Below are 19,368 nucleotides of genomic sequence, written 5' to 3' on the forward strand. Positions count from 1 at the left end.
GATCACCGCCCATTGCTCATCCGAGAGCCAGAACAGGTCCGCCATCACCGCCTCCAGGCCGCAGAACGGCCGCCTGGAATCACAAAACGACAGACCCCGCAACGGCTTGGTTCGGTTCACACCCTAGGTTTATTGCATCATTCCGACCGCGGCAGTTAGTACTGTTCGAATGAGTATCAGGAGAGATTACGAGGACATGGCATCGTAATATCGATGTCCGACAAGGGAAATTGTTATGATGACGCGATGGTCGAGACGTTCTTCAAGACACGGAAGAGCGAATTGGTCTGGCGCACCGCGTTCCAGACGCGAGCCGAGGCCACCATCGCGCTGGCCCGTTACATCGATGGCTTCTACAATCCCTGCCGCCGTCACTCGGCACTGGGCTTCAAAAGCCCCACCTGACCTGACCGGTATTTTGGACCGAGCCGGGTGGGAGGCTACTGCATAGCCGCTGCCATGGGTAGCCGGAAGGCCAGATCCGGGTAGCTGACAGGCGCGGGCGGCCGATAGCCCAGGGACGAGTGCGGCCGGACGCGGTTGTAGGTAATTTGCCAAAGACCGATCACGATCTGTGCCTCCTTCAGCGAGTAGAAGATCTCCTGTCTCGGGCACTCATCCTGAAGCTTTCCATTGAAGCTCTCGCAGTACCCGTTCTCCCACGGCGAGCCGGGTGCGATGTACTGGATCTGCGAGCCAGCTTTGGCGACCCATTTGCGCTGCGCCTTCGAGATCATCTCAAGGCCATTATCGCAGCGGATGTGCTTCGGGATGCCGTGCAGGCACATGGCGTCGGCCAGCGTCTCGATCACGCCGACGCTGTTGATGCGTCGCGCCACCTTCAGCGCCAGACAAGCCCGGCTATGCTCGTCGATCAGCGTCAGGACCCGGAGCGAGCGTCCGCCGTGGGTCCGCGCTCGCACGAAGTCGAAGCTCCAGACGTGGTTGCGGTGGAGCGGCCGTAGTCGCACGCACGAGCCGTCATTCAGCCAAAGCCGGCTGCGCGGCCGGTGCTTCTGCGGGACCTTCAGCCCCTCGCGACGCCAGATGCGCTGAACCCGATCCCTGCCCACCTGCCACCCTGCTGCCTTCAGCAGCGCGGTGACGCGGCGATAGCCATAGCGTCCGTACTCGGACGCCAGGGCGATGATGGCGCGGGTCAACTCATCCTCGTCCGCCAGCACGGTCGGCACGTAGCGTTGCGTGCCGCGGTGCTGACCGACGATTTGGCAGGCGTGACGTTCCGAGAGGCCGTACTTCTCCCGGATGCCGTCGACCGCCTGCCGGCACCGCTCGGGGGCTACAAGTTTCCCGAGGCGACGTCCGCTAGCACCTGCTTCTCCAGGGACAGGTCAGCCACGAGCCGCCGCAGCCGCGCGTTCTCGCGCTCCAGGTCCTTCATCTTCCGGGCCTGGTCGACTTGGAGGCCGCCGTACTCCTTGCGCCAGCGATAATAACTCTGCTCGGAGATCTCCGCCTCCTTGCACGCCAGTGACAAACTCTTGCCCTGGGCTGTCTGCACCTCGATCTGGCGCAGCTTCAATACCACCTGCTCCGCGTTCGTCTTCTGACCTCGCCGCATGTCCGACTCCTTCGGTCCTGGCTGATCCTCTCAATCAGTCCGGTCCAAAGCCAGCCGGTCAGGTCATTGTGCTCGTTGCCAGCTATTAGCACCGTTCGCCGACTGATCTCAATTTAATGAATTGGATAAAAATCCTAATGCGGTAGGGCCGATGAGCTGTCTCAGCCGATCAAGCAGGCAGGATCGGCAGCCATACACTGCGGGTCGTCTTCGAGGCAGTGGTACTGAATCCCTGGATCTCGCTCAGGTGACCATCTGCCGAGGCGGCGTATGTCTGCGTTGCGCCAGGAGGAATGATGGTGCCGACCTTGTCTTCCGAGCGGCCATCGGTGGAACCCCGCCGCCACGACAAGTACGACCGCCTGATTGCGGCCGCCAAGGCACTTCCGAAGCTGCGGGTGGCGGTTGCTCACCCCTGCGATGAGGCCTCGCTCGGGGGGGCCCTCGAAGCCGCCGCGCTCGGAATCATCGAGCCCATCCTAATCGGCCCACCACGCAAGATCGGCGCTGCCGCGGTCGCTCTCGGCGCGGACATCACGGCGTATCGCAGCGTGGAGGCCGCGCACAGCGACAACGCCGCTGCCAGGGCGGTCGGCCTCGTGGGCGCCGGCGAGGCCGAGGCGCTGATGAAAGGCAGCCTCCACACCGACGAGCTCATGGCCGCCGTGGTCCGCTCCGACAGCGGCCTGCGGACCGCCCGGCGCATCAGCCACTGCTTCGTCATGGACGTGCCGGCGCATGCGACGCCCCTCATCGTGACGGACGCCGCGATCAACATCGCGCCGACGCTCGAGGAGAAGCGCGACATCACGCAGAATGCCATCGATCTCGCGCATGCCCTGGGCGTCGAAAGGGTTCGGGTCGCCATCGTCTCGGCCGTGGAGACCGTCACCCCGAAGGTGCCCTCCACGCTCGATGCCGCCGCCCTCTGCAAGATGGCCGACCGGGAGCAGATCACGGGAGCCGTGCTGGACGGGCCGCTCGCCCTCGACAACGCCATCGACCTCGGTGCGGCCCGGATCAAGAAGATCCGCTCACCCGTGGCCGGCCACGCCAACATCCTCGTCGTTCCCAATCTCGAAGCCGGCAACATGCTGGCCAAGAGTCTGACCTTCCTGGCCGGCGCCGATGCCGCCGGCATCGTGCTCGGGGCCCGGGTCCCGATCATCCTGACGAGCCGGGCCGATTCCCGCGTGACGCGGCTCGCCTCCTGCGCGGTCGCCTCCCTGTTCGCGGCCGCGCAGCGGACCGCGCATCTGCTGCCCGAGGTCTAGCCGATGACCCCGGTCCTGCTCGTGCTGAATGCGGGCTCGTCGAGCCTCAAGTTCCAGGTCTTCGCGTCCGGCGATGACGAGGGCCCGCGCCGACTCTTCAGGGGCCTGTTCGAAGGCCTCGGCGGGTCCGCCCACTTGGTCATCCGAGACGGCACCGGCGCGGTGGTGGAGGAGGCGAGGTTCGATCGTGGGGCGGCGTTCGGTCACGAGGCTGCGCTGCTGCACGTGTCCGCGTGGCTCGGGGCGCAGAGCGGCGGCTTTCGGCTGATCGCCGCCGGGCACCGGATCGTCCACGGCGGCGCGACCTATGCCGAGCCCGTGCGGGTGGACGCCCAGGTCCTGGAAGCCCTCGAGCGGCTGGTGCCGCTCGCCCCCCTTCACCAGCCGCACAGCCTCGAGCCGATCCGGATCCTGCAGCGGCGCCTCCCCGACCTGCCACAGATCGCCTGCTTCGACACGGCCTTCCATGCCGGCCAGCCGGAGATCGCCCGGCTGTTCGCCGTGCCGCACGCGATGATCGAGCGCGGCGTCCGGCGCTACGGCTTCCACGGCCTGTCCTACGCCTACATCGCCTCGGTGCTGGCGGCGTTCGACCCCGCCCTCGCCGCGGGACGCGTGATCGTCGCGCATCTCGGCAACGGCGCCAGCCTGTGCGCCCTGGATCGCGGCGCCAGCGTCGCGACCACGATGGGCTTCTCCGCCCTCGACGGCCTGCCCATGGGCACGCGCTGCGGCAGCCTCGATGCCGGCATCGTGTTCTACATGCTGCGCGAGATGAAGCTCGGTCCGGACGAGGCGGAGCGCATGCTCTACACCCAGTCGGGGCTGCTCGGCGTCTCGGGGATCTCGAACGATATGCGCACGCTGCGCGGCGTCGCGGCGAGCGACCCCGATGCCCGCCGCGCCATCGACCTGTTCGTCTACCGGATCGGACGGGAACTCGGCTCGCTGGTGGCGGCGCTGGGCGGCATCGACGCCCTCATCTTCACCGCCGGCATCGGCGAGAACGACGCCGCCACCCGCGCCGAGGTCCTGCGGGGCGCCGCCTGGGCGGGGTTCGCGCTCGACGAGGCGGCCAACGCGTCCGGCGGCCCGCGCCTGACCCGCGGCCCCGGGCCCACCGCCTGGGTCATCCCGACGGACGAGGAGCTGATGATCGCGCGCGGCACGCGCGCGGTGCTGGCCCAGCACGGCCGCAGCCGGCCGCAGCCGGCCCTATGAGCAACGGGAGATCGCCATGGAAGCGTTGAAGACCAAGCCGCCGACCGATCTCGAACTCGCCGACGAGACCTTCATGTCCGCCGCCGAACTCGGTGCGTACACGGCCAAGTTGAAGGCCGCCAAAGCCATGAAGGACATCAAGGCCGAGGATCAGGCGAGCAAGGCGCGGGCCGAGCTGATCAAGACCCTGTCCAAGACCATCGAACTCACGCCCGAGCGCGTCCATGAGATCACGCGGCCGCTCCTGCACAAGCTGCGGATCGCGGCCGAGCAGGGCAAGAACGAGCTGCTGGTGATGCGCTTTCCGAACGCGATGTGCAGCGACGGCGGGCGGGCGATCAACAATACGGAGTCGGACTGGCCCGACACCCTGACCGGCCGGCCGCGTCAAGCGTACGAGTTCTGGCGCGAGAGATTGCAGCCCCTCGGCTACGGCTTGTCGGCGATGATCGTCGACTGGCCGGACGGCATGCCGGGTGACGTGGGCTTCTTTCTCACCTGGGAAAAACCCCGCGTGTGATGTCCAGGACGGCTCGGGACGGCAATCATGACCGAAGAGCAGACACGGATTTCCGCTTCCGCAGGTGAGCACTCTGCACGTCTCAGTCTCTTCGCGCTGCAGAGACACATCGCGGATGTTTACCAGGGCCGCTGCGCGGCGGCCGCGCAGACCTACCTCGACACGATGGGTCGGGCGGCTTGGACGTGGCTCGACGCGGCTCGGCCGCTCACGCCGCTTCAGGCCTGGAGCGACGCCGCGCGGTACTGGACCGACTTGCCCCAGCGGTCGCTGCTGTTCTGGGACACGCTCCGGCAGCGCGGCAATGCGTGGCTGGACCACGAGAAGGCCGGCAAGCCGCCCCTGCTGGCCTTCGATTGGGAGATCGTGGCCGATGGCCGGACATTTGAGCGCCCGGTCAACTACGCGCTCGCGCGCATCGCGCCGCCGCCGGGCACGCGCACCGATCCCGACAAGCGACCCTTCGTGATCATCGACCCTCGGGCCGGCCACGGGCCCGGGATCGGGGGCTTCAAGGCCGAATCCGAGGTCGGGGTGGCGCTCAGGGCGGGGCATCCCGTCTACGTGGTCATCTTCTTTCCCGACCCAGTCGATGGGCAGACCCTTGCCGATGTCGCGCGGGCGGAAGCCGCGTTCGTGCGCCTCGTACGGTCGCGGCATGCCACCCGCGGCAAGCCGGTCATCGTCGGCAATTGCCAGGGCGGCTGGGCCGCCATGCTGGTCGGCGCGCTCGACCCCGATGGGGCAGGTCCCATCGTGGTGAACGGGGCCCCGATGTCCTACTGGGCCGGCAACGACGCCGAGAACCCGATGCGCTACGCGGGCGGCATGCTCGGTGGAAGCTGGACGGCACTGCTCGCGAGCGATCTGGGCGGTGGCAAATTCGACGGCGCCCACCTCGTCGACAACTTCGAGTACCTGAATCCGGCCAACACGTTCTTCGGAAAGAACTACACGCTCTATTCCAAGATCGACACCGAACCGGAGCGCTACCTCGATTTCGAGCGCTGGTGGGGCGGCTACTTCCTCATGAACCGGGACGAGATCCGCTGGATCGTCGACAACCTGTTCGTCGGCAACCGCCTCGCCGCGGGCCGCGCCGAGTGGGCCAAGGGCAAAACCTTCGACCTGCGCGCGATCCGCGTGCCGATCATCCTGTTCGCGTCGCTCGGAGACAACATCACGCCGCCGCAGCAGGCCTTCAACTGGATCGCCGATCTCTACCCGACGACCGAGGCTCTCAAGGCGAGCGGTCAGGTGATCGTGGGGCTGATGCACGAGAGCGTCGGGCATCTCGGCATCTTCGTCTCGGCGGCCGTCGCGCGGCGCGAGCACGCCCAGATCGTCGACCTGCTCGAATATATCGAGCACCTGCCGCCGGGCCTCTACGGGATGCGGATCGAAGAGACGCACGCGAACGGAGCGGCCCGGTACGATGTGGTGCTGGCGGAGCGGCGGGTCGAAGATCTGCAGGCGCTGCAGAAATACGCCCGGCGGGACGAGATCCCGTTCGGCGCCGTCGAGCGGGTTTCGCAGCTGAATGCCGCGCTCTACGAGACGTTCGCGCATCCGCTGCTCGCGGCCCTGATCCCGCCGGAGACCGCACGGGCCGCGCGCGCGCTCCACCCGCTCCGGGCGCGGCGCTGGGCGATCTCGGACCTGAACCCGTGGCTGGCGCCTGTGAAGGGATGGGCGGCGTTCGCGCGGGCGCATCGGGCACCCCGCGACGAGGCCGGTCCGAGCGTCGCCACCGAGCGGCTCGCGGCGGCCGGCATCTCGGCCGCCTGGGACCTGTATCGGCAGTTGCGCGACGCCGCGGTGGAGAACACTTTCTACGCGGTCTACGGCCCGGCCAGCCTCGCGGCTCCCGCCGAACCGGGCGCGAGCGCCGCTTCGGAGGCGGCGGGCGAACCGTCGGCCGTCGCGGAGGCGCTCGTCCGGATCGAGGAGGGCGGATTGGCCGAAGCCGCCGTCCGGGCAGGCTTGCTCATCGCCCGCCGCGGGAGCCGCGAGAAGCGGCTCTCGACCGCCAAGCGCATCCGCGAACGCGTCGGCCAGGAGATCGGCCTCCTCGATCGGCCGGCCGAGGTAGCGCGCCGGATCGTCCGGCAGCAATCCTACATCGTCCAGCACGACCCTGAACGCGCCCTCGCGACGTTGCCGAGGCTCGTGCGGACCGCGGAGGAGCGTCGACGGCTCCTGGAGATCCTGGAGCGGCTCGCCCAGCACGTGGACTTCGCCGCCGCGCAGACGGCGCTGATGCCCGAGTTCCGGCGCCTGCTGGCACCGGAGCCCCTTCCCGCGCCGGTCGCCGCGGCCGGCGCCACACCGCAGGCGCCCGGGCGCCGCACCCGCCCGGACGGGTCGCAGAGGGCACGCCGATGACACGGATCCCTGACGGCAACGCGCTGGCCGGCAAGCGCGCCCTCGTGATCGGCGTCGCGAACGCGCATTCCATCGCGTATGGCTGTGCCAGGGTCTTCCGCAAGCTCGGAGCGGAGCTGGCCCTGACCTACCTGAACGAGCACGCGAAGCCGTTCGTCGAGCCCCTGGCGCGGGAGCTCGGGGCTTCGGTCCTGGCCCCTTGCGATGTCCAGAGCGACGGCGACCTCGAAGCCCTGTTCCACCAGCTGACCGAGACCTGGGGCAGCCTGGACATCGCCCTGCACTCCATCGCCTTCGCGCCGAAAGCGGATCTTCAGGGCCGGCTCGTCGACAGCTCGTCCGAGGGCTTCAAGATCGCCATGGACGTGTCCTGCCACTCGTTCATCCGCATGGCGCGGCTCGCCGCACCCCTGATGCGGGACGGCGGCACGCTCCTGACCATGAGCTACCACGGCGCCACGAAGGTCGTCCCGAACTACAACCTGATGGGTCCCGTGAAGGCGGCTCTGGAGAGCGCGGTCCGGTACCTCGCCTACGAGCTGGGCTGCCGAGCGATCCGTGTCCACGCGGTCTCGCCCGGCCCCCTCAAGACGCGGGCGGCCTCCGGCCTCAAGGACTTCGACGTGCTGCTGGCGGAGGCCGTGCAGCGCGCACCGATCGGCGAGCTGGTCGACATCGACGATGTCGGCCTCACCGCGGCCTACCTGACGACCCCCTACGCCGCCCACCTGACGGGCATGACCGTGTACGTGGACGGCGGCCTCAGCATCATGGCGTGACGCGCACCGGCCCCAGTGCCGGCGCGCCCGCACGCGACGGAGCGCAGCACGATGGCCGAACTTTTCGCCCAACTCATCTCTCCCGAGCAGGTCGTCTTCGCGGGCGAGGTCCGCTCCGTCGTCCTTCCGGGCGTCGAGGGCGACATGACGGTCATGCCCGGGCACCAGCACCTCGTGACGGCGCTGCACCCCGGCATCGTGTTCGCGATCGATGCCGCCGGAACCGGCCGCCGCGCCTTCGTGCGTGGCGCCCTGGCCCAGATCACGGCCCGGCGCGTCACGATCCTGGCCGAGCGAATCCTCGCCGTCGAGGAGCTGACCGGCGATCAGATCGACGACGAGATCCTGCTGCTTCAGACGCAGCGCGACGCCACCCGCGACGCGGCGATCCGGGCCGGATTCGACGTCTCGATCGCGCGCCTCGAAGAGTTCAAGGCCGGCCTCGGGCTCTGACAGACCGACCTTCGCGCGCACGCACCCCTTCAGTGCAGCTCCGGAACGAAATGGCCGTGTCGGAGGGTGTCGTCGTAGGCGTTGTCCTTGACGCGCTTCGGCAAGGTCACGGCTTCGCGCCCTACCGCCTTGTAGGGGATCAGGTGGAGCAGGTGGGCGATGCAGTTGAGCCGGGCCCGCCGCTTGTCGTCCGAGCGCACGATGTACCAGGGCGCCTCGTCGATGTCGGTCGCGGCGAGCATCTCGTCGCGCGCCAGCGAGTACGCGTACCAGCGGCTGTAGGATTCGAGGTCCATCGGGCTGAGCTTCCACTGCCGGACGGGATCGTCGATCCGGGCCAGGAAGCGGCGCTTCTGCTCCTTCCGGCCGACTTCGAGCCAGAACTTGATCAGCTGCGTCCCGCCGCCGACGATGAACCGCTCGATCCGCGGGCAGAGATCGAGGAAGCGGCGAAGGTCCGCGTCGCCGCAGAAGCCCATGACGCGCTCGACGCCCGCGCGGTTGTACCAGCTGCGGTCGAAGATCACGATCTCGCCGGCCGCCGGAAAGTGCTCGATGTAGCGCTGCATGAACATCTGGGTCTTCTGCCGGTCGGAGGGTGCCGGCAGCGCGGCCACGCGGAACACCCGCGGGCTCACCCGCTCGGTGAGGGCCTTGATCGTGCCGCCCTTGCCGGCGGCGTCGCGTCCCTCGAAGACCACGATGATGCGCGCGCCGGTCTGCCTGACCCAGTCCTGCAGGTGACAGAGCTGCACCTGCAGCGCGCGCAGCTCCCGCTCGTACGCCTTGCGCTTGAGCTTGGGGTGCGCCTGCCCGTCGTCGGCGGCTTCGTCGTCCTGTTCGGGCTCCCGTGCCCGCGTGGCATCGTCCGTCACAGTTCGGCCTCCCCGTCTGCCCGGCACGACCGCGTGGCGGTCACTCGGCCGGCATGTGCTCCTGCGCTCCGGCCGGCTCCGCCGCGTCGGGCCGCTCACCTCTCGCGCCCATGAGCCCCCAGGCTCGCTCGCGCAGGCTCTGGAACAGCACGTAGAGGGGCGGGATCACGAAGATCCCGAGGAAGGACGCGGCGATCATGCCCCCGAAGACGGGCGTCCCCACGTTGCGCCGGGCGAGCTGCGAGGCGCCGGCGGCGATCACGAGCGGGAACAGGCCGAGGACGAAGGCGAAGGAGGTCATCATCACGGGCCGGAAGCGCAGGCGCGCGCCCTCGGTCGCGGCCTCGTGGAGCGGCACGCCCCGCTCGCGCTGCTCCTTGGCGAACTCGACGATCAGGATTCCGTTCTTGGCGGCTAGGCCGATCAGCACCACCATGCCGATCTGCGCGTAGAGATCGAGGGTCAGGCCGCCCCAGACCATCGCCGCGTAGGCGCCCAGGATTCCGACGGTGACCGACAGCAGCACCGGCACGGGTATCGTCCAGCTCTCGTAGAGGCCGACCAGGAACAGGAACGCGAACAGGACCGCGAATCCCAGGATGATGGCGGTCTTGCCCTCGGCCCGCTTCTCCTGGAACGCCGTATCGGTCCACTCGCCCGCGAACCCCGCCGGCAAGGTCCTGCCAGCGACCGCCTCCATGGTGGCGAGCGCCTGACCCGATGAGACTCCGGGCGCCGGAGAGCCCTGCACGGTGACCGCCCGCAGGTTGTTGTAGCGGATCAGAGCGGGCGGCCCGACCACGATCCGCGCCTCCGCCAGCGAGCGCAGCGGCACCATCTCGCCGTCCTTGTTGCGCACGTTGATGCGGTAGATGTCGTCGATCCGCGTCCGATCGGCCGCCTCGGCCTGGACTTGAACCTGCCAGGTACGGCCGAACAGGTTGATATCGTTGACGTAGTAGCCGCCGAGGGAGGCTTGCAGCGCTTGAAACACGTTGTCCAGGGGCACGCCGAGGATCTGGACCTTGTCGCGGTCGATATCGAGGAACACCGATGGGTTCGTGGCCGAGAAGGTGCTGAAGACGCGGTTGAGCTTCGGTTCCTCGTTGGCCGCCACGATCAGCCCGCGCACGACCTGGGCGAGGTCCTTAGGGTCGCCGCCGCGCAGATCCTCCAAGACGTAGGCGAAGCCGCCGCCGGTGCCGAGACCGATGATCGGCGGCGGTGCCAGAGGAACTACGGTCCCGCCCGGGATCTCTCGGAATCGCCGGCCGAGCCGCGCGATGACGGCCGCCGCTCCGTCCCCGGCGCCGGTGCGGTCCTCGAAGGGCTTGAGGGTCACGACCAGGAAGGCAGCGTTGCCTTGCGAGTAGTTGTCGATGAAATTGAGACCGATCACCGATGTCGTGTCGGCGACCACGTGCTCCTGCCGCAGGAGCTCCTCGGCCTTGGCGACCACCTCGGAGGTCCGCCCGACCGCTGCGCCTTCGGGGAGTTGCACCACGACAAAGAAGGCGCCCTGGTCGTCCTCCGGCAGGAAGCCCGTGGGTGTCATCTTTGCGAGCTGCATCGCGCCGTAGGCTGCCGCGCCGGCAAGCACGAGGCCGATCACCGAGATGCGGACGATCCGCGCGACGACCGCGCCGTAGCCGTCGCGCACCCAGTCGATCGCCCGCATGACGACGCCCATGATGCCGCGGCGCGGGCCGTGGTGGGGCCGCAGCAGCACGCCGCACAAAGCTGGCGACAGGGTCAGCGCATTCAGCGCCGAGATCAGCATCGCGACGGCGACGGCGACGGCGAATTGCCGGAACAGCTCGCCCGAGATCCCGGGCACGAAGGCGACCGGCACGAAGACCGAGAGCAGGACCAGGGTGATGGCGATGATCGGCGCCGTGATCTCGCTCATCGCCCGTTTGGTGGCCTCCCGCGGCGACAGCTCCGGATGCTCCTCCATCACGCGCTCGACGTTCTCGACGACCACGATGGCGTCGTCGACCACGATCCCGATGGCGAGCACCAGGGCGAGCAGCGAGACGGAGTTCGCGGAGTAACCCACCGCCTTCAGGGCGATGAAGGTCCCGATCAGGCTGACCGGCACGGCCAGCGTCGGGATCAGCGTCGCGCGCAGGCTGCCGAGGAACAGGAATACCACCACGACGACGAGCACGAAGGCCTCGACCAGGGTCTTCCGGACCTCGCGGACCGTCTCGGTGATGAAGGCGGTCGGGTCATAGGTCACCTTCCAGGTGAGCCCCTCGGGGAAGGCCTTCGCCAGCTCCCCGACCCGCCGCTCGACCTCCTTCAGGGTCGCTAGGGCGTTCGCCCCGGGCGACTGATAGATCGCGATGACGGTGGCCGGGCTGCCGTTCAGACGCGTCTCCCGGTCGAGGTTGGCGGCGCCGAGTTCGACCCGGGCGACGTCGCCGAGCCGCAGCACGGACCCGTCCGGGTTCGTGCGCAGGATGACGGTACGGAACTGCTCCGCGGAGTTCAGGCGTCCCTGCGTCTGGATGCTCAGCTGGAGCTGCTGCTCGTCGGAGATCGGGCGGGCGCCGATCCGCCCCACCGGCGCCTGCACGTTCTGCGCCCGCAGAGCCGCGATGACGTCGCCCGTGGTGAGGTTGAGGCCGGTGAGCTGGTCGGTCCGCACCCAGGCCCGCATCGCGTAATCCTGAGGCCCCCACAGTGTCGCGTCGCCGACGCCGGGCGTGCTCTTGATCCGGTCGAGCAGGTTGATCGTGACGTAGTTCGAGATGAAGAGCGGGTCCTGCATGGCCTTGGGCGAGTAGACCGCCAGCACGCCGAGTAGCGCTGAGGACTTCTTCTTGACGGTGACGCCCTGCTTGCGCACGTCCTCGGGCAGCTTGGCCAGGGCGATCTGGACCCGGTTGTTGACGTTGACGGCGTTGATGTCCGGATCGGTGCCGAGCTCGAACGACCCGGTGAGCGTATAGCTGCCGTCGTTGCCGCTGACGCTCTTCATGTAGATCATCTTGTCGACGCCCACGACCTGCGACTCGATGGGTTGTGCGACCGTGGATTCCACAACCTCGGCGGAGGCGCCGGGATAGGTCGTCGTCACCGAAACCTGGGGCGGTACGATATCGGGGTACTGCGCCACCGGGATGGTGAACAGCGCCAGCGCCCCGGCGATCGACGTGACGATGGCGATGACCACCGAGAGGCGCGGCCGGTCGACGAAGATCGCCGAGAACATGGCCTCAGATTCCGCTGGCTGACGGGGCGATCGGGTTCGCCTGAACGGCGATCCCGGGCCGCACGCGCTGCAAGCCGTCCACGATGACGAGTTCCCCGCCCGACAGGCCCTCGTCGATGACGGTATCCGGGCCGGTCCCGCCGGGCCCTGGCTTGACGCGGCGGGTCACGGCCCGCCCGTCCTCGACGACGAAGACGTAGACGCCGCCCTGGTCGGCGATGAGCGCCGCTTGCGGCACCACGACCTTCTGCTCGGGCCTGCCGATCTGCAGCGCGACCCGGACCAGCTGCCCGTCGCGCAATGCACCCGCTGGGTTCGGCATGACGGCGCGGACCAGGACCGTATCGGTCGTGCGGTCGACGCTGATATTGACGAAATCGACCCGGCCCAGCTGGCCGTATTCCGAGCCGTCCTGGAACCGGATCCGGACCCCGACCTTGCTGCGGTCCGGACTCTTCGCACCCTGCTGGTAGCGCAGGAACTCACGCTGGCTCACCGGGAAGGTGACGTAGATCGGGTCCTGGCTGACGATCGTGGTCAGTAGCCCGCTGTCGGGTCCGACCACGTTGCCCTTCGTCACGCTCGTGCGGCCGATCTGGCCGGCGATCGGGGCCGTGATGTCGGTATAGCCGAGGTTGATGCGGGCGGTCTGGAGATTGGCTTCGTCGCCCGTGACGGCGCCCTTCGCCTGATCGAGGGCAGCCCGTGCCTGGTCGCGGGCCACGACGGTTCCCGAATTGCGGTCGAGCAGCTCCTGCGCCCTCTGCAGCTGGATGGCGGCCAGAGCCTGGGCGGCCCTGCTGCGCTCCAGTGCGCCCTCGGCCTGCTTGACGGCGGCCACGAACAGGTCGCGCTCGATCCGATAGAGGGGGGCTCCGGCCTTGACCGGGTCGCCCTCCTTGAAGAGGACCGCGTCGAGATAGCCGGTCACGCGGGCGCGCACCTCGACGCGCCCCACCGCCTCGACCCGGCCGACAAAATCCAGCGCCTTGTCCAAGGCCCTGTGCTGCGCCGTGACGGTTCCGACCGCCAGGGCCGGACTGGGCTCACCTTCGCCGCGAACCGACGGACTGAGGCCGGCGGCCAGTATGACGGTTAGCAAGAGCGTGATGAAGCGGTTCTTGACCAAGCCTCGGTCTCCTTGTGAGGCTGCGGCCCGTAGATTTAGCGGTTCTCAGAACTTTCGCTTGATCGAACGTGACACATCGGCACTCCAGTCGTAGCCGCTCGATGGATGAGATTTGGCGCATGGACCGTTGCGCACAGGACGTTGATCTAGCGCAAAGAAGAGTTCGTCCGTGGGCATAGGCTATGAAATTTCGGGGATATCGCGCAGGAACAACGCCGGAGATCGTCTGGAGCGGCCCGGATGATTGCCGGATTCGGCTTATGCAACTGTGTGCGGCACGATTCACTGCGCGCTCGACGAGCGAAATACCGGCGCCCTAGCGGCCCGTGTAACTGGGGCAGGATAGGATGGATCCGCGTGCGCCCGGCTCTGACCGCGAACACTCACGGGCTACGTTGCTTGATACCGCAATTCGGATCGGACTGACTGCAGCGCTGATCTATGCATGTAGCCGCATCATCCTTCCGCTGCACGAAGTCCTGATCTGGTCAGCGATCTTGGCCGTGATGCTGTATCCGATGCATGCCCGATTGCTCGGCCGGATTGGGGATCGCTGGTCAGCCCTGCTGATCGGGCTCGTCGGTGGTACCATCGTCACCATTCCGACGATTGCAGTCGTGACGTCGGCCGGATCCTCAATCTACGCCTTCCTGTTGGACGTTCAGAATCAGGCGATGGCCTTGCCGCCTGTCCCGAATTGGCTCGCCCGCGTGCCGCTGGTCGGTCAGAAGCTGGCAGAGGCATGGGCACTTGCTGCCGCTAATGCGCCACAAGCCCTCGCGAGATACGGTTCGATGCTAAAGAGACCCGTGGCTTGGCTTCTTTCGGCTGTGCGGGGCTTGGCGACCAGCGAAATCTCGTTCGTTCTCTCGTTCGCGATTGCGGCCGTGGTCATTGCGTATGGCGAGGGTGCAGCCGCGTTTTCGCGGGAATTCTTGGGCCGGATCACGGGTGATAAGGCGCGAGGTTCTCAGCTCGCGGCGTTGATCGTCGCGACAATCCGCAGCGTCGCGTTGGGCATCGTCGGCGTCGCGGCGGTCCAGGCGTTGCTGCTCGGTGCGGGCTTTTTTGCCATCGGGCTTCCAGCCGCCGGTCTTCTGACGCTCGCGACGTTTTTCCTCTGCATCGTGCAGGTGCCGGCAGTTCTCCTGACCTTGCCGATCATCGTCTATGTATTCGCGACGAAGGCGACACAACCGGCGGTCATCTTCCTCGGCTGGACCATCAGCGCCGGGCTCAGCGACAACATCCTCAAACCGTTCCTGCTCGGACGCGGCATGCAAGTGCCCATGCCGGTCATTTTGACCGGTGTCATAGGCGGCATGATTGCTGACGGCCTTCTCGGCCTGTTCGTCGGGCCAGTTCTGCTGGCCATGGGCTACGTGCTGCTGATCGAGTGGATGCGACGGGACGAGATGGATGCAGGAATGCCTCCGTAGGCGGAGCGCACCGGTCGAACGTACGCACTAACCAGGGGACATCTATCCAGCCAAGCCGTTTGTAATTCAGTCCAGGTCGCTGCGCACCGGGATGAAGCCTGCCGCGCCGGTGGGCGTGCAGGCCATCCGCGCGGGACCGGGACGAGCGCGATGGTGCCGCGGTTTCAGCGCGGCGCTTGGATGGCCGCTGAGCCGACAGCAATATCGGCTCGCGGGACGGACCCGTCCCCGCCGTCATCGCCCGGCTGACGGCGACTTGGGCGGATATGTACGCCCGCTGGCAGGGCCGCGATCTCTCGGCGCTCCGCTACGCCTACATCTGGGCTGACGGCGTCTATCTGCAGGCGCGGATGGCCGAGCAGGCAGACTGCATGCTCGTGCTGATCGGGGCGACGCCCGAGGGTCGCACGGAGCTCGCCAGGTTCCAGATGGGTGTGCTTGAGAGTGCCCAGAGCTGGCGCGAGTTGCTCGCCGACGTGAATCGGTGCGGGCTGTCGATCGCGCCCGAGATTGCGGTGGGCGACGCTGGACGAGGTCTTCCCCAACACCTCTCACCAGAGGTGTTGGGTCCGCAAGACGGCCAACGTCCTCGACACGGTGTCGAGATCCGACCAGCCGGCGATGAAGGCGGACCTGCGCGAGACCCACGGCGCGCCGACCCGGGCGGCGGCCGAGGCGGCGCTGGCCGTCTTCGTCGAGAAGTACGGGGCCAAGTACCCTCGGGCCGCCGCCTGCCTGACCAAGGATCGTGACAGGCTGTTGGCGTTCTACGATTTCCCGGCCAAGCACTGGGATCACCGCAGCAGCTCGAACCCGATCGAGAGCGTCTTCGCCACCGTCCGCCATCGCACGGTCCGGACCAAGGGGGCGCTCTCGGCCACGAGCGCCAAGCTGATGGTGTTCAAGCTGGTGATGCCGGCGTCGAAAACCTGGCGCCGGCTGAAGGGCGTAAACCAATCGCCGAAGGTCGTCGCCGGCGTCGACGGCCATGCCGACCGTCACCCCCCCGTCATCCGCGTAGCGCCCGACCACGATGAGGTCCGCCGCCCGCAACTGGCCTTCGAGAAACGAGGCCGGTGAACCGAGGTCCGAGCGCCACGCGACGCGGTTGTTCAGGCAGGAGGCATGCCGAAGAACCTGCTCGACGCTCGCGAGCCGGTCCAACGCCGCTTGGCGGATCTCCTCGACGATCATGCCCATGGGCACGGCGGTCTCGCCATAGCCTCGGGGATAGTCCGGCATGCAGGCGGCGGCGCCGACGAGACGCGCGCCGAGACGATGCGCCAGTTCCGCGCCAAGTCGGCCGGATCGTCCGGGTCGAGGACGGTGACGGCGAGCGGCACGTCGTCGTTGACCACCCGCACCGCTTCCAAACCGAACGCCTCGCCGATCCCACCAGGGTCCTCGGCGCGTTGGTCAGGCGCGTGATGCCAGGGGTAATCCGCCCCGCGACGCCGAGGAAGGCCGAGCGCGGCCGGACCGTGTCCGGTCGGTTGACATAGGCCCGAATGGCGTCGACCGGGCCGGGGAAGCCGGCCGTCGGCACCTTCCGGATTGGGCCTGAACGTCCTCCCGGCTCCGGAAGGACGGAGAAGCGGGCTTAGGTGCCGCCAATATCGGCCAGCAGCACGGGATGCAGCAGCGTCACCCTCAATCCTTCGAGGTGATGTCCGGAGGCGTCGCGGCCGTCCGGGCCTTGAGGCTGAGGATGTAGTCGATGACTGCGTCCATCTCGTCCCGGTCGAGCCTCAGGCTCGGCATCCGCTGGTGATGGCTCTGCAGGAACACCGCGAGCGCCGGACCGGTCGTCGACGGCATGTTGGCGACCCGCAGAAAGGCCGGGCCGGCGAATGCGCCGGGCTGCGAGGCGCGGCCGATCACGTGGCACTCCCTGCAGAGCTGCGCGGCGATGGCCCACCCACGGACGCGATGGTCTTCCTCGGGACCGGCGGCCGAAGCGCCGGTGCAAGCCGCCAGGGAGGCGGCCAGAACGGCCGCGCGGGTGGCGGCCGACTGAAACGTCATGGCCGCCTCGCGATCCGGAGCAGTGCAATGGCGGTCGCGATGGCCACGCCACCGAGCGCGACGTGTGCCCAGGTCGCGCCGTCGTTCGCCGCGAACCCGAGCGCCCAGGGCGCGACGAGCGTCCAGGCCCCGACGATCAGCACCGCCCTTTCGAGCACCGCCCTGAAGCGGACCTCGTTGGCGCCGTAGAGCGTGACGATGAGCAAGCCCGGCAGGAGCGCGGAACCGGCCGCGCGGGCATGATCAGTGAAGACCAGCACCCATGCCGCCAGCACCAGCGCGACGCCGGCGGCGTGCTGCAGGCCGCCGATCAGGATCTCCTGCGTCCGCCAAGCCGGTGATGACGTGGCCGCGTCGGGTTGAGACATGGTCTGCCTCCCGGATGTCAGGCGTAGACCTCGGCGATGATGCTGCCGGGGTCGACGACCTCGTTGACGGGCGCCAAGACCGTGAGGCGGCCGCCGGTCGGCGAGGCGATGTCGTGGAGGGCCTCGCCAATGCGCACGGCCGCCACGGCCTCTCCGGCCCGCACACGCGCTCCGTCCGCAACGAACCACCGCTCCAGAATACCCTCGGGCAGCATCCCCGTTGACCAGAGCTCCTCGGCAACATGCACTTCGGCCATGGTCACCTCCCACATCCCGGCGCCCGGTTTGCGGCGCTTCGATGAGGAAATGCCGTTCCGTGGAGGACGGCGTTGATCTCGGTCAAAGGCGCCTCGACGCCTGCCCACCAGCGCTAGGCCAAGGACGCGCTCGCCCTGTCGGGCAGGCTCGGGCCGCCGCGCTCACCCGGGGCCGCGCATGCTCCTCGCCATGACGGCCAGCGTCGTCCTCGTCAGAACCACGATCCTGGTGCTCTACGAGACGCTGCGGCTGTCATCGGAGCACCTGTCCGAGCTCCCGGTCCCGCCCTGCGCCCGTATCCTCGGTAGTGCTGATGACCTTCGTCGGGCACACCGTCGCGGTTTGGATCTACGCCGGCGTCTACTGGCTTCCCGTGCTCCGCTTCGGCGTCGGCGCCTTTGCAGGCACTTCGGTAACGTCCTTCGAGGGCTGCCTGTACTTCTCGGTGGTGGCCTCCTCCTCGCTCGGCTTCGGCGACCACTTCCCGACCTCTTATACCCGGCTGCTCGCCGGCGTCGAGGCGCTCAACGGCCTGCTCCTGATCGGCTGGTGGGCCTCGTTCACCTACCTGGCGATGGAGCGATACTGGCCACTGCACGGCAAGGCGCACGCGCCTCGAACCGCGCGGACAAGCCACGACAACGGGGCCGATCCGGGTCGGGAACGCCTCTCCCCGCCGGCACCGGGTCTATGATCGCGCGTCGAGCCTTGCGCTGGATCAAGGCCGCCGCTCCGGCGGGCGCCCACCGTCTCCGCCACATCGCGATCGGAGGCGCGCCATGCACAAGTACCTCGTCACCTTCCTTAAGGTTGTGCCGGACGACGGCGGTTACGAACACACCACCGTCCAGCGGCAGACCGTTGTCTCCGCCCACTTGCAGGCTGCCGCCGCCTGTGCGGCCCAGGCGCTGTTCTGCCAGACGGCGGGTATCGTCGACTGGCGCATGCGGGCCGACACCTGCGAGGTGGCCGAGCTCGACGGGCAGGCGGCGTGAGGAGGCGGGAATGAGCCACGGACTCACCGAACCCGTGCACTGGGAAGGGCGGCAATGGGCCGTTACCGGCTACGGCATCGGGGCGCTCGACGGCATGTATCATCCCGTTCTCCGAGATCCTGGACGCCGAGGCCGGACTGCCGGCGTGGTTGGACGGTCTATGGCGGCGCTACGGGACGGACCGCAACGACCTTGACGCGGCCCTGAGGGTCGCGCGCTCGATCCGACAGGACGCCGCGGCATCATCTGCTTGAGCGCACCGGCCGCTCGCGGCGCCCCGGCGTCCTTTGATCCAGCGCAAGGCGAGTCGGCCCGGCGGATCCATCCTCCTCCCATCGCGACCAGGAATGAGGATCGGGCGATGCGGGCGAACGCAGGTGAGAGGCGGCCGATCGTGCTTGTCGCCGAGCCACAGGCGCTGCCGGGCATGTGGCTTGAGGACGCCCTCGCGGACGCCGGCTGTGCGGTGAGCGGCCCCTACGGAACCGGTGGCGATGCCATCGGAAGCCTCGACGCGAAGCGTCCAGACTTCGCCGTGGTCAGCGTCGACCTGAACGAGGGGCCGTGCTTCCCGCTCGCCTGCGACCTTCGCCGGAGGGGCATCCCCTTCGCCCTGATTGCCGGGAACGCCCGGGTCCCGAAGGCCTTCGCGGACGTGCCGCTGCTCGGCCGGCTGTTCGATGCCCGGGACATGGTCTCCGCCGTGGCCGCCGGCTGCGCCGTCTCGGGTTGCCCTTGGGCCTGCCCGATGCTCGGTCGTATCGCGGCCGGCAGAGAGCTTGCGCTGGATCAATGTCCGACCGCCTGCCGGGCATAGCCTCGGGCTCGGCCAGGCGCGACCTGGC

18 protein-coding genes and 3 pseudogenes are annotated in these 19,368 nt (G+C 68.2%); 14 read left to right on the forward strand and 7 right to left on the reverse strand.

All coding sequences use genetic code 11. The annotated features are described in order from the left end of the window. Positions 1 to 126: 126 nt before the first annotated feature. A pseudogene (locus ACLBXO_RS25940) lies at positions 127 to 405 on the forward strand (integrase core domain-containing protein); the annotation flags it as partial. Positions 406 to 440: 35 nt separating this feature from the next. Here the strand turns inward: ACLBXO_RS25940 and ACLBXO_RS25945 are convergent. Next, a protein-coding gene (locus ACLBXO_RS25945) for an IS3 family transposase (RefSeq protein ID WP_447687187.1) occupies positions 441 to 1,582 on the reverse strand; the annotation gives its coding sequence in 2 pieces (ribosomal slippage) (positions 441 to 1,315 and positions 1,315 to 1,582; 1,143 coding nt in all). A 296-nt stretch (positions 1,583 to 1,878) separates the two neighbouring features. Here ACLBXO_RS25945 and ACLBXO_RS25950 point away from each other — a divergent pair. From ACLBXO_RS25950 to ACLBXO_RS25975, 6 genes are read left to right on the forward strand one after another with little or no spacing between them, the layout of a single operon-like run. Continuing rightward, positions 1,879 to 2,856, forward strand: a complete 978-nt coding sequence (locus ACLBXO_RS25950) for a phosphate acetyltransferase (protein ID WP_447687188.1) — start codon at positions 1,879 to 1,881, stop codon at positions 2,854 to 2,856. Positions 2,857 to 2,859: 3 nt separating this feature from the next. After that, positions 2,860 to 4,077 (forward strand): acetate/propionate family kinase, encoded by a 1,218-nt coding sequence (locus tag ACLBXO_RS25955; RefSeq protein WP_447687189.1) that lies wholly within the window; start codon positions 2,860 to 2,862, stop codon positions 4,075 to 4,077. Between the two features lie 16 nt (positions 4,078 to 4,093). After that, positions 4,094 to 4,597, forward strand: coding sequence for a hypothetical protein (locus ACLBXO_RS25960; protein ID WP_331315816.1), 504 nt, complete (start codon positions 4,094 to 4,096; stop codon positions 4,595 to 4,597). 27 nt (positions 4,598 to 4,624) lie between these two features. Then, positions 4,625 to 6,982, forward strand: a complete 2,358-nt coding sequence (locus tag ACLBXO_RS25965; RefSeq protein ID WP_447687190.1) for a DUF3141 domain-containing protein — start codon at positions 4,625 to 4,627, stop codon at positions 6,980 to 6,982. Next, positions 6,979 to 7,761 (forward strand): enoyl-ACP reductase FabI, encoded by a 783-nt coding sequence (fabI, locus tag ACLBXO_RS25970; RefSeq protein WP_331315820.1) that lies wholly within the window; start codon positions 6,979 to 6,981, stop codon positions 7,759 to 7,761. Before ACLBXO_RS25965 ends, fabI begins: the two co-directional genes overlap by 4 nt. A gap of 51 nt (positions 7,762 to 7,812) precedes the next feature. Further along, entirely contained in the window at positions 7,813 to 8,214 is a 402-nt protein-coding gene (locus ACLBXO_RS25975) for a F0F1 ATP synthase subunit epsilon (protein WP_447687191.1), read from the forward strand. A 29-nt stretch (positions 8,215 to 8,243) separates the two neighbouring features. Here ACLBXO_RS25975 and ppk2 read toward each other — a convergent pair whose 3' ends face one another. From ppk2 to ACLBXO_RS25990, 3 genes are read right to left on the reverse strand one after another with little or no spacing between them, the layout of a single operon-like run. Further along, positions 8,244 to 9,089: a polyphosphate kinase 2 gene (ppk2, locus tag ACLBXO_RS25980; protein ID WP_447687192.1), complete on the reverse strand. Its 846-nt coding sequence runs from the start codon at positions 9,087 to 9,089 to the stop codon at positions 8,244 to 8,246. Between the two features lie 40 nt (positions 9,090 to 9,129). Then, entirely contained in the window at positions 9,130 to 12,309 is a 3,180-nt protein-coding gene (locus ACLBXO_RS25985; RefSeq protein ID WP_447687193.1) for an efflux RND transporter permease subunit, read from the reverse strand. A 4-nt stretch (positions 12,310 to 12,313) separates the two neighbouring features. Beyond that, on the reverse strand, positions 12,314 to 13,399 hold the full coding sequence (locus tag ACLBXO_RS25990; RefSeq protein WP_447687226.1) for an efflux RND transporter periplasmic adaptor subunit: 1,086 nt from the start codon (positions 13,397 to 13,399) through the stop codon (positions 12,314 to 12,316). Between the two features lie 386 nt (positions 13,400 to 13,785). On the opposite strand from ACLBXO_RS25990, the gene ACLBXO_RS25995 reads away from it, so the two are divergent. The 3 genes and pseudogenes from ACLBXO_RS25995 (at position 13,786) to ACLBXO_RS26005 (ending at position 16,305) form a co-directional block, all read left to right on the forward strand. Next, entirely contained in the window at positions 13,786 to 14,877 is a 1,092-nt protein-coding gene (locus ACLBXO_RS25995; protein ID WP_447687194.1) for an AI-2E family transporter, read from the forward strand. Between the two features lie 212 nt (positions 14,878 to 15,089). Next, a pseudogene (locus ACLBXO_RS26000) lies at positions 15,090 to 15,957 on the forward strand (IS256 family transposase); the annotation flags it as partial. A 45-nt stretch (positions 15,958 to 16,002) separates the two neighbouring features. After that, a complete protein-coding gene (locus ACLBXO_RS26005) occupies positions 16,003 to 16,305 on the forward strand; it encodes a hypothetical protein (RefSeq protein WP_447687195.1) in 303 nt (100 codons plus the stop codon). Positions 16,306 to 16,527: 222 nt separating this feature from the next. On the opposite strand, the gene ACLBXO_RS26010 is transcribed toward ACLBXO_RS26005, so the two are convergent. Genes ACLBXO_RS26010 through ACLBXO_RS26020 form a run of 3 tightly spaced genes read right to left on the reverse strand, consistent with a single transcriptional unit; the run spans position 16,528 to position 17,527 of the window. Then, on the reverse strand, positions 16,528 to 16,902 hold the full coding sequence (locus ACLBXO_RS26010; protein ID WP_331315829.1) for a c-type cytochrome: 375 nt from the start codon (positions 16,900 to 16,902) through the stop codon (positions 16,528 to 16,530). After that, entirely contained in the window at positions 16,899 to 17,270 is a 372-nt protein-coding gene (locus ACLBXO_RS26015) for an SPW repeat protein (RefSeq protein WP_331315831.1), read from the reverse strand. The genes ACLBXO_RS26010 and ACLBXO_RS26015 overlap by 4 nt, the downstream gene beginning before the upstream one ends. Before the next feature lie 17 nt (positions 17,271 to 17,287). Continuing rightward, positions 17,288 to 17,527 (reverse strand): biotin/lipoyl-containing protein, encoded by a 240-nt coding sequence (locus ACLBXO_RS26020; RefSeq protein WP_447687196.1) that lies wholly within the window; start codon positions 17,525 to 17,527, stop codon positions 17,288 to 17,290. Between the two features lie 314 nt (positions 17,528 to 17,841). Here ACLBXO_RS26020 and ACLBXO_RS26025 point away from each other — a divergent pair, with 314 nt between their 5' ends. The 4 genes and pseudogenes from ACLBXO_RS26025 to ACLBXO_RS26040 all read left to right on the forward strand — a co-directional run bounded on the left by ACLBXO_RS26025 (position 17,842) and on the right by ACLBXO_RS26040 (position 19,340). Further along, positions 17,842 to 18,222 (forward strand): ion channel, encoded by a 381-nt coding sequence (locus ACLBXO_RS26025; protein WP_447687197.1) that lies wholly within the window; start codon positions 17,842 to 17,844, stop codon positions 18,220 to 18,222. 85 nt (positions 18,223 to 18,307) lie between these two features. After that, positions 18,308 to 18,523 (forward strand): hypothetical protein, encoded by a 216-nt coding sequence (locus tag ACLBXO_RS26030; protein WP_447687198.1) that lies wholly within the window; start codon positions 18,308 to 18,310, stop codon positions 18,521 to 18,523. Positions 18,524 to 18,533: 10 nt separating this feature from the next. Next, positions 18,534 to 18,777, forward strand: a pseudogene (locus tag ACLBXO_RS26035) (hypothetical protein). 107 nt (positions 18,778 to 18,884) lie between these two features. Then, positions 18,885 to 19,340 (forward strand): histidine kinase, encoded by a 456-nt coding sequence (locus ACLBXO_RS26040; protein ID WP_447687199.1) that lies wholly within the window; start codon positions 18,885 to 18,887, stop codon positions 19,338 to 19,340. The last annotated feature ends 28 nt before the right edge of the window (positions 19,341 to 19,368 follow it).

Source organism: Methylobacterium sp. C33D, assembly GCF_053345825.1.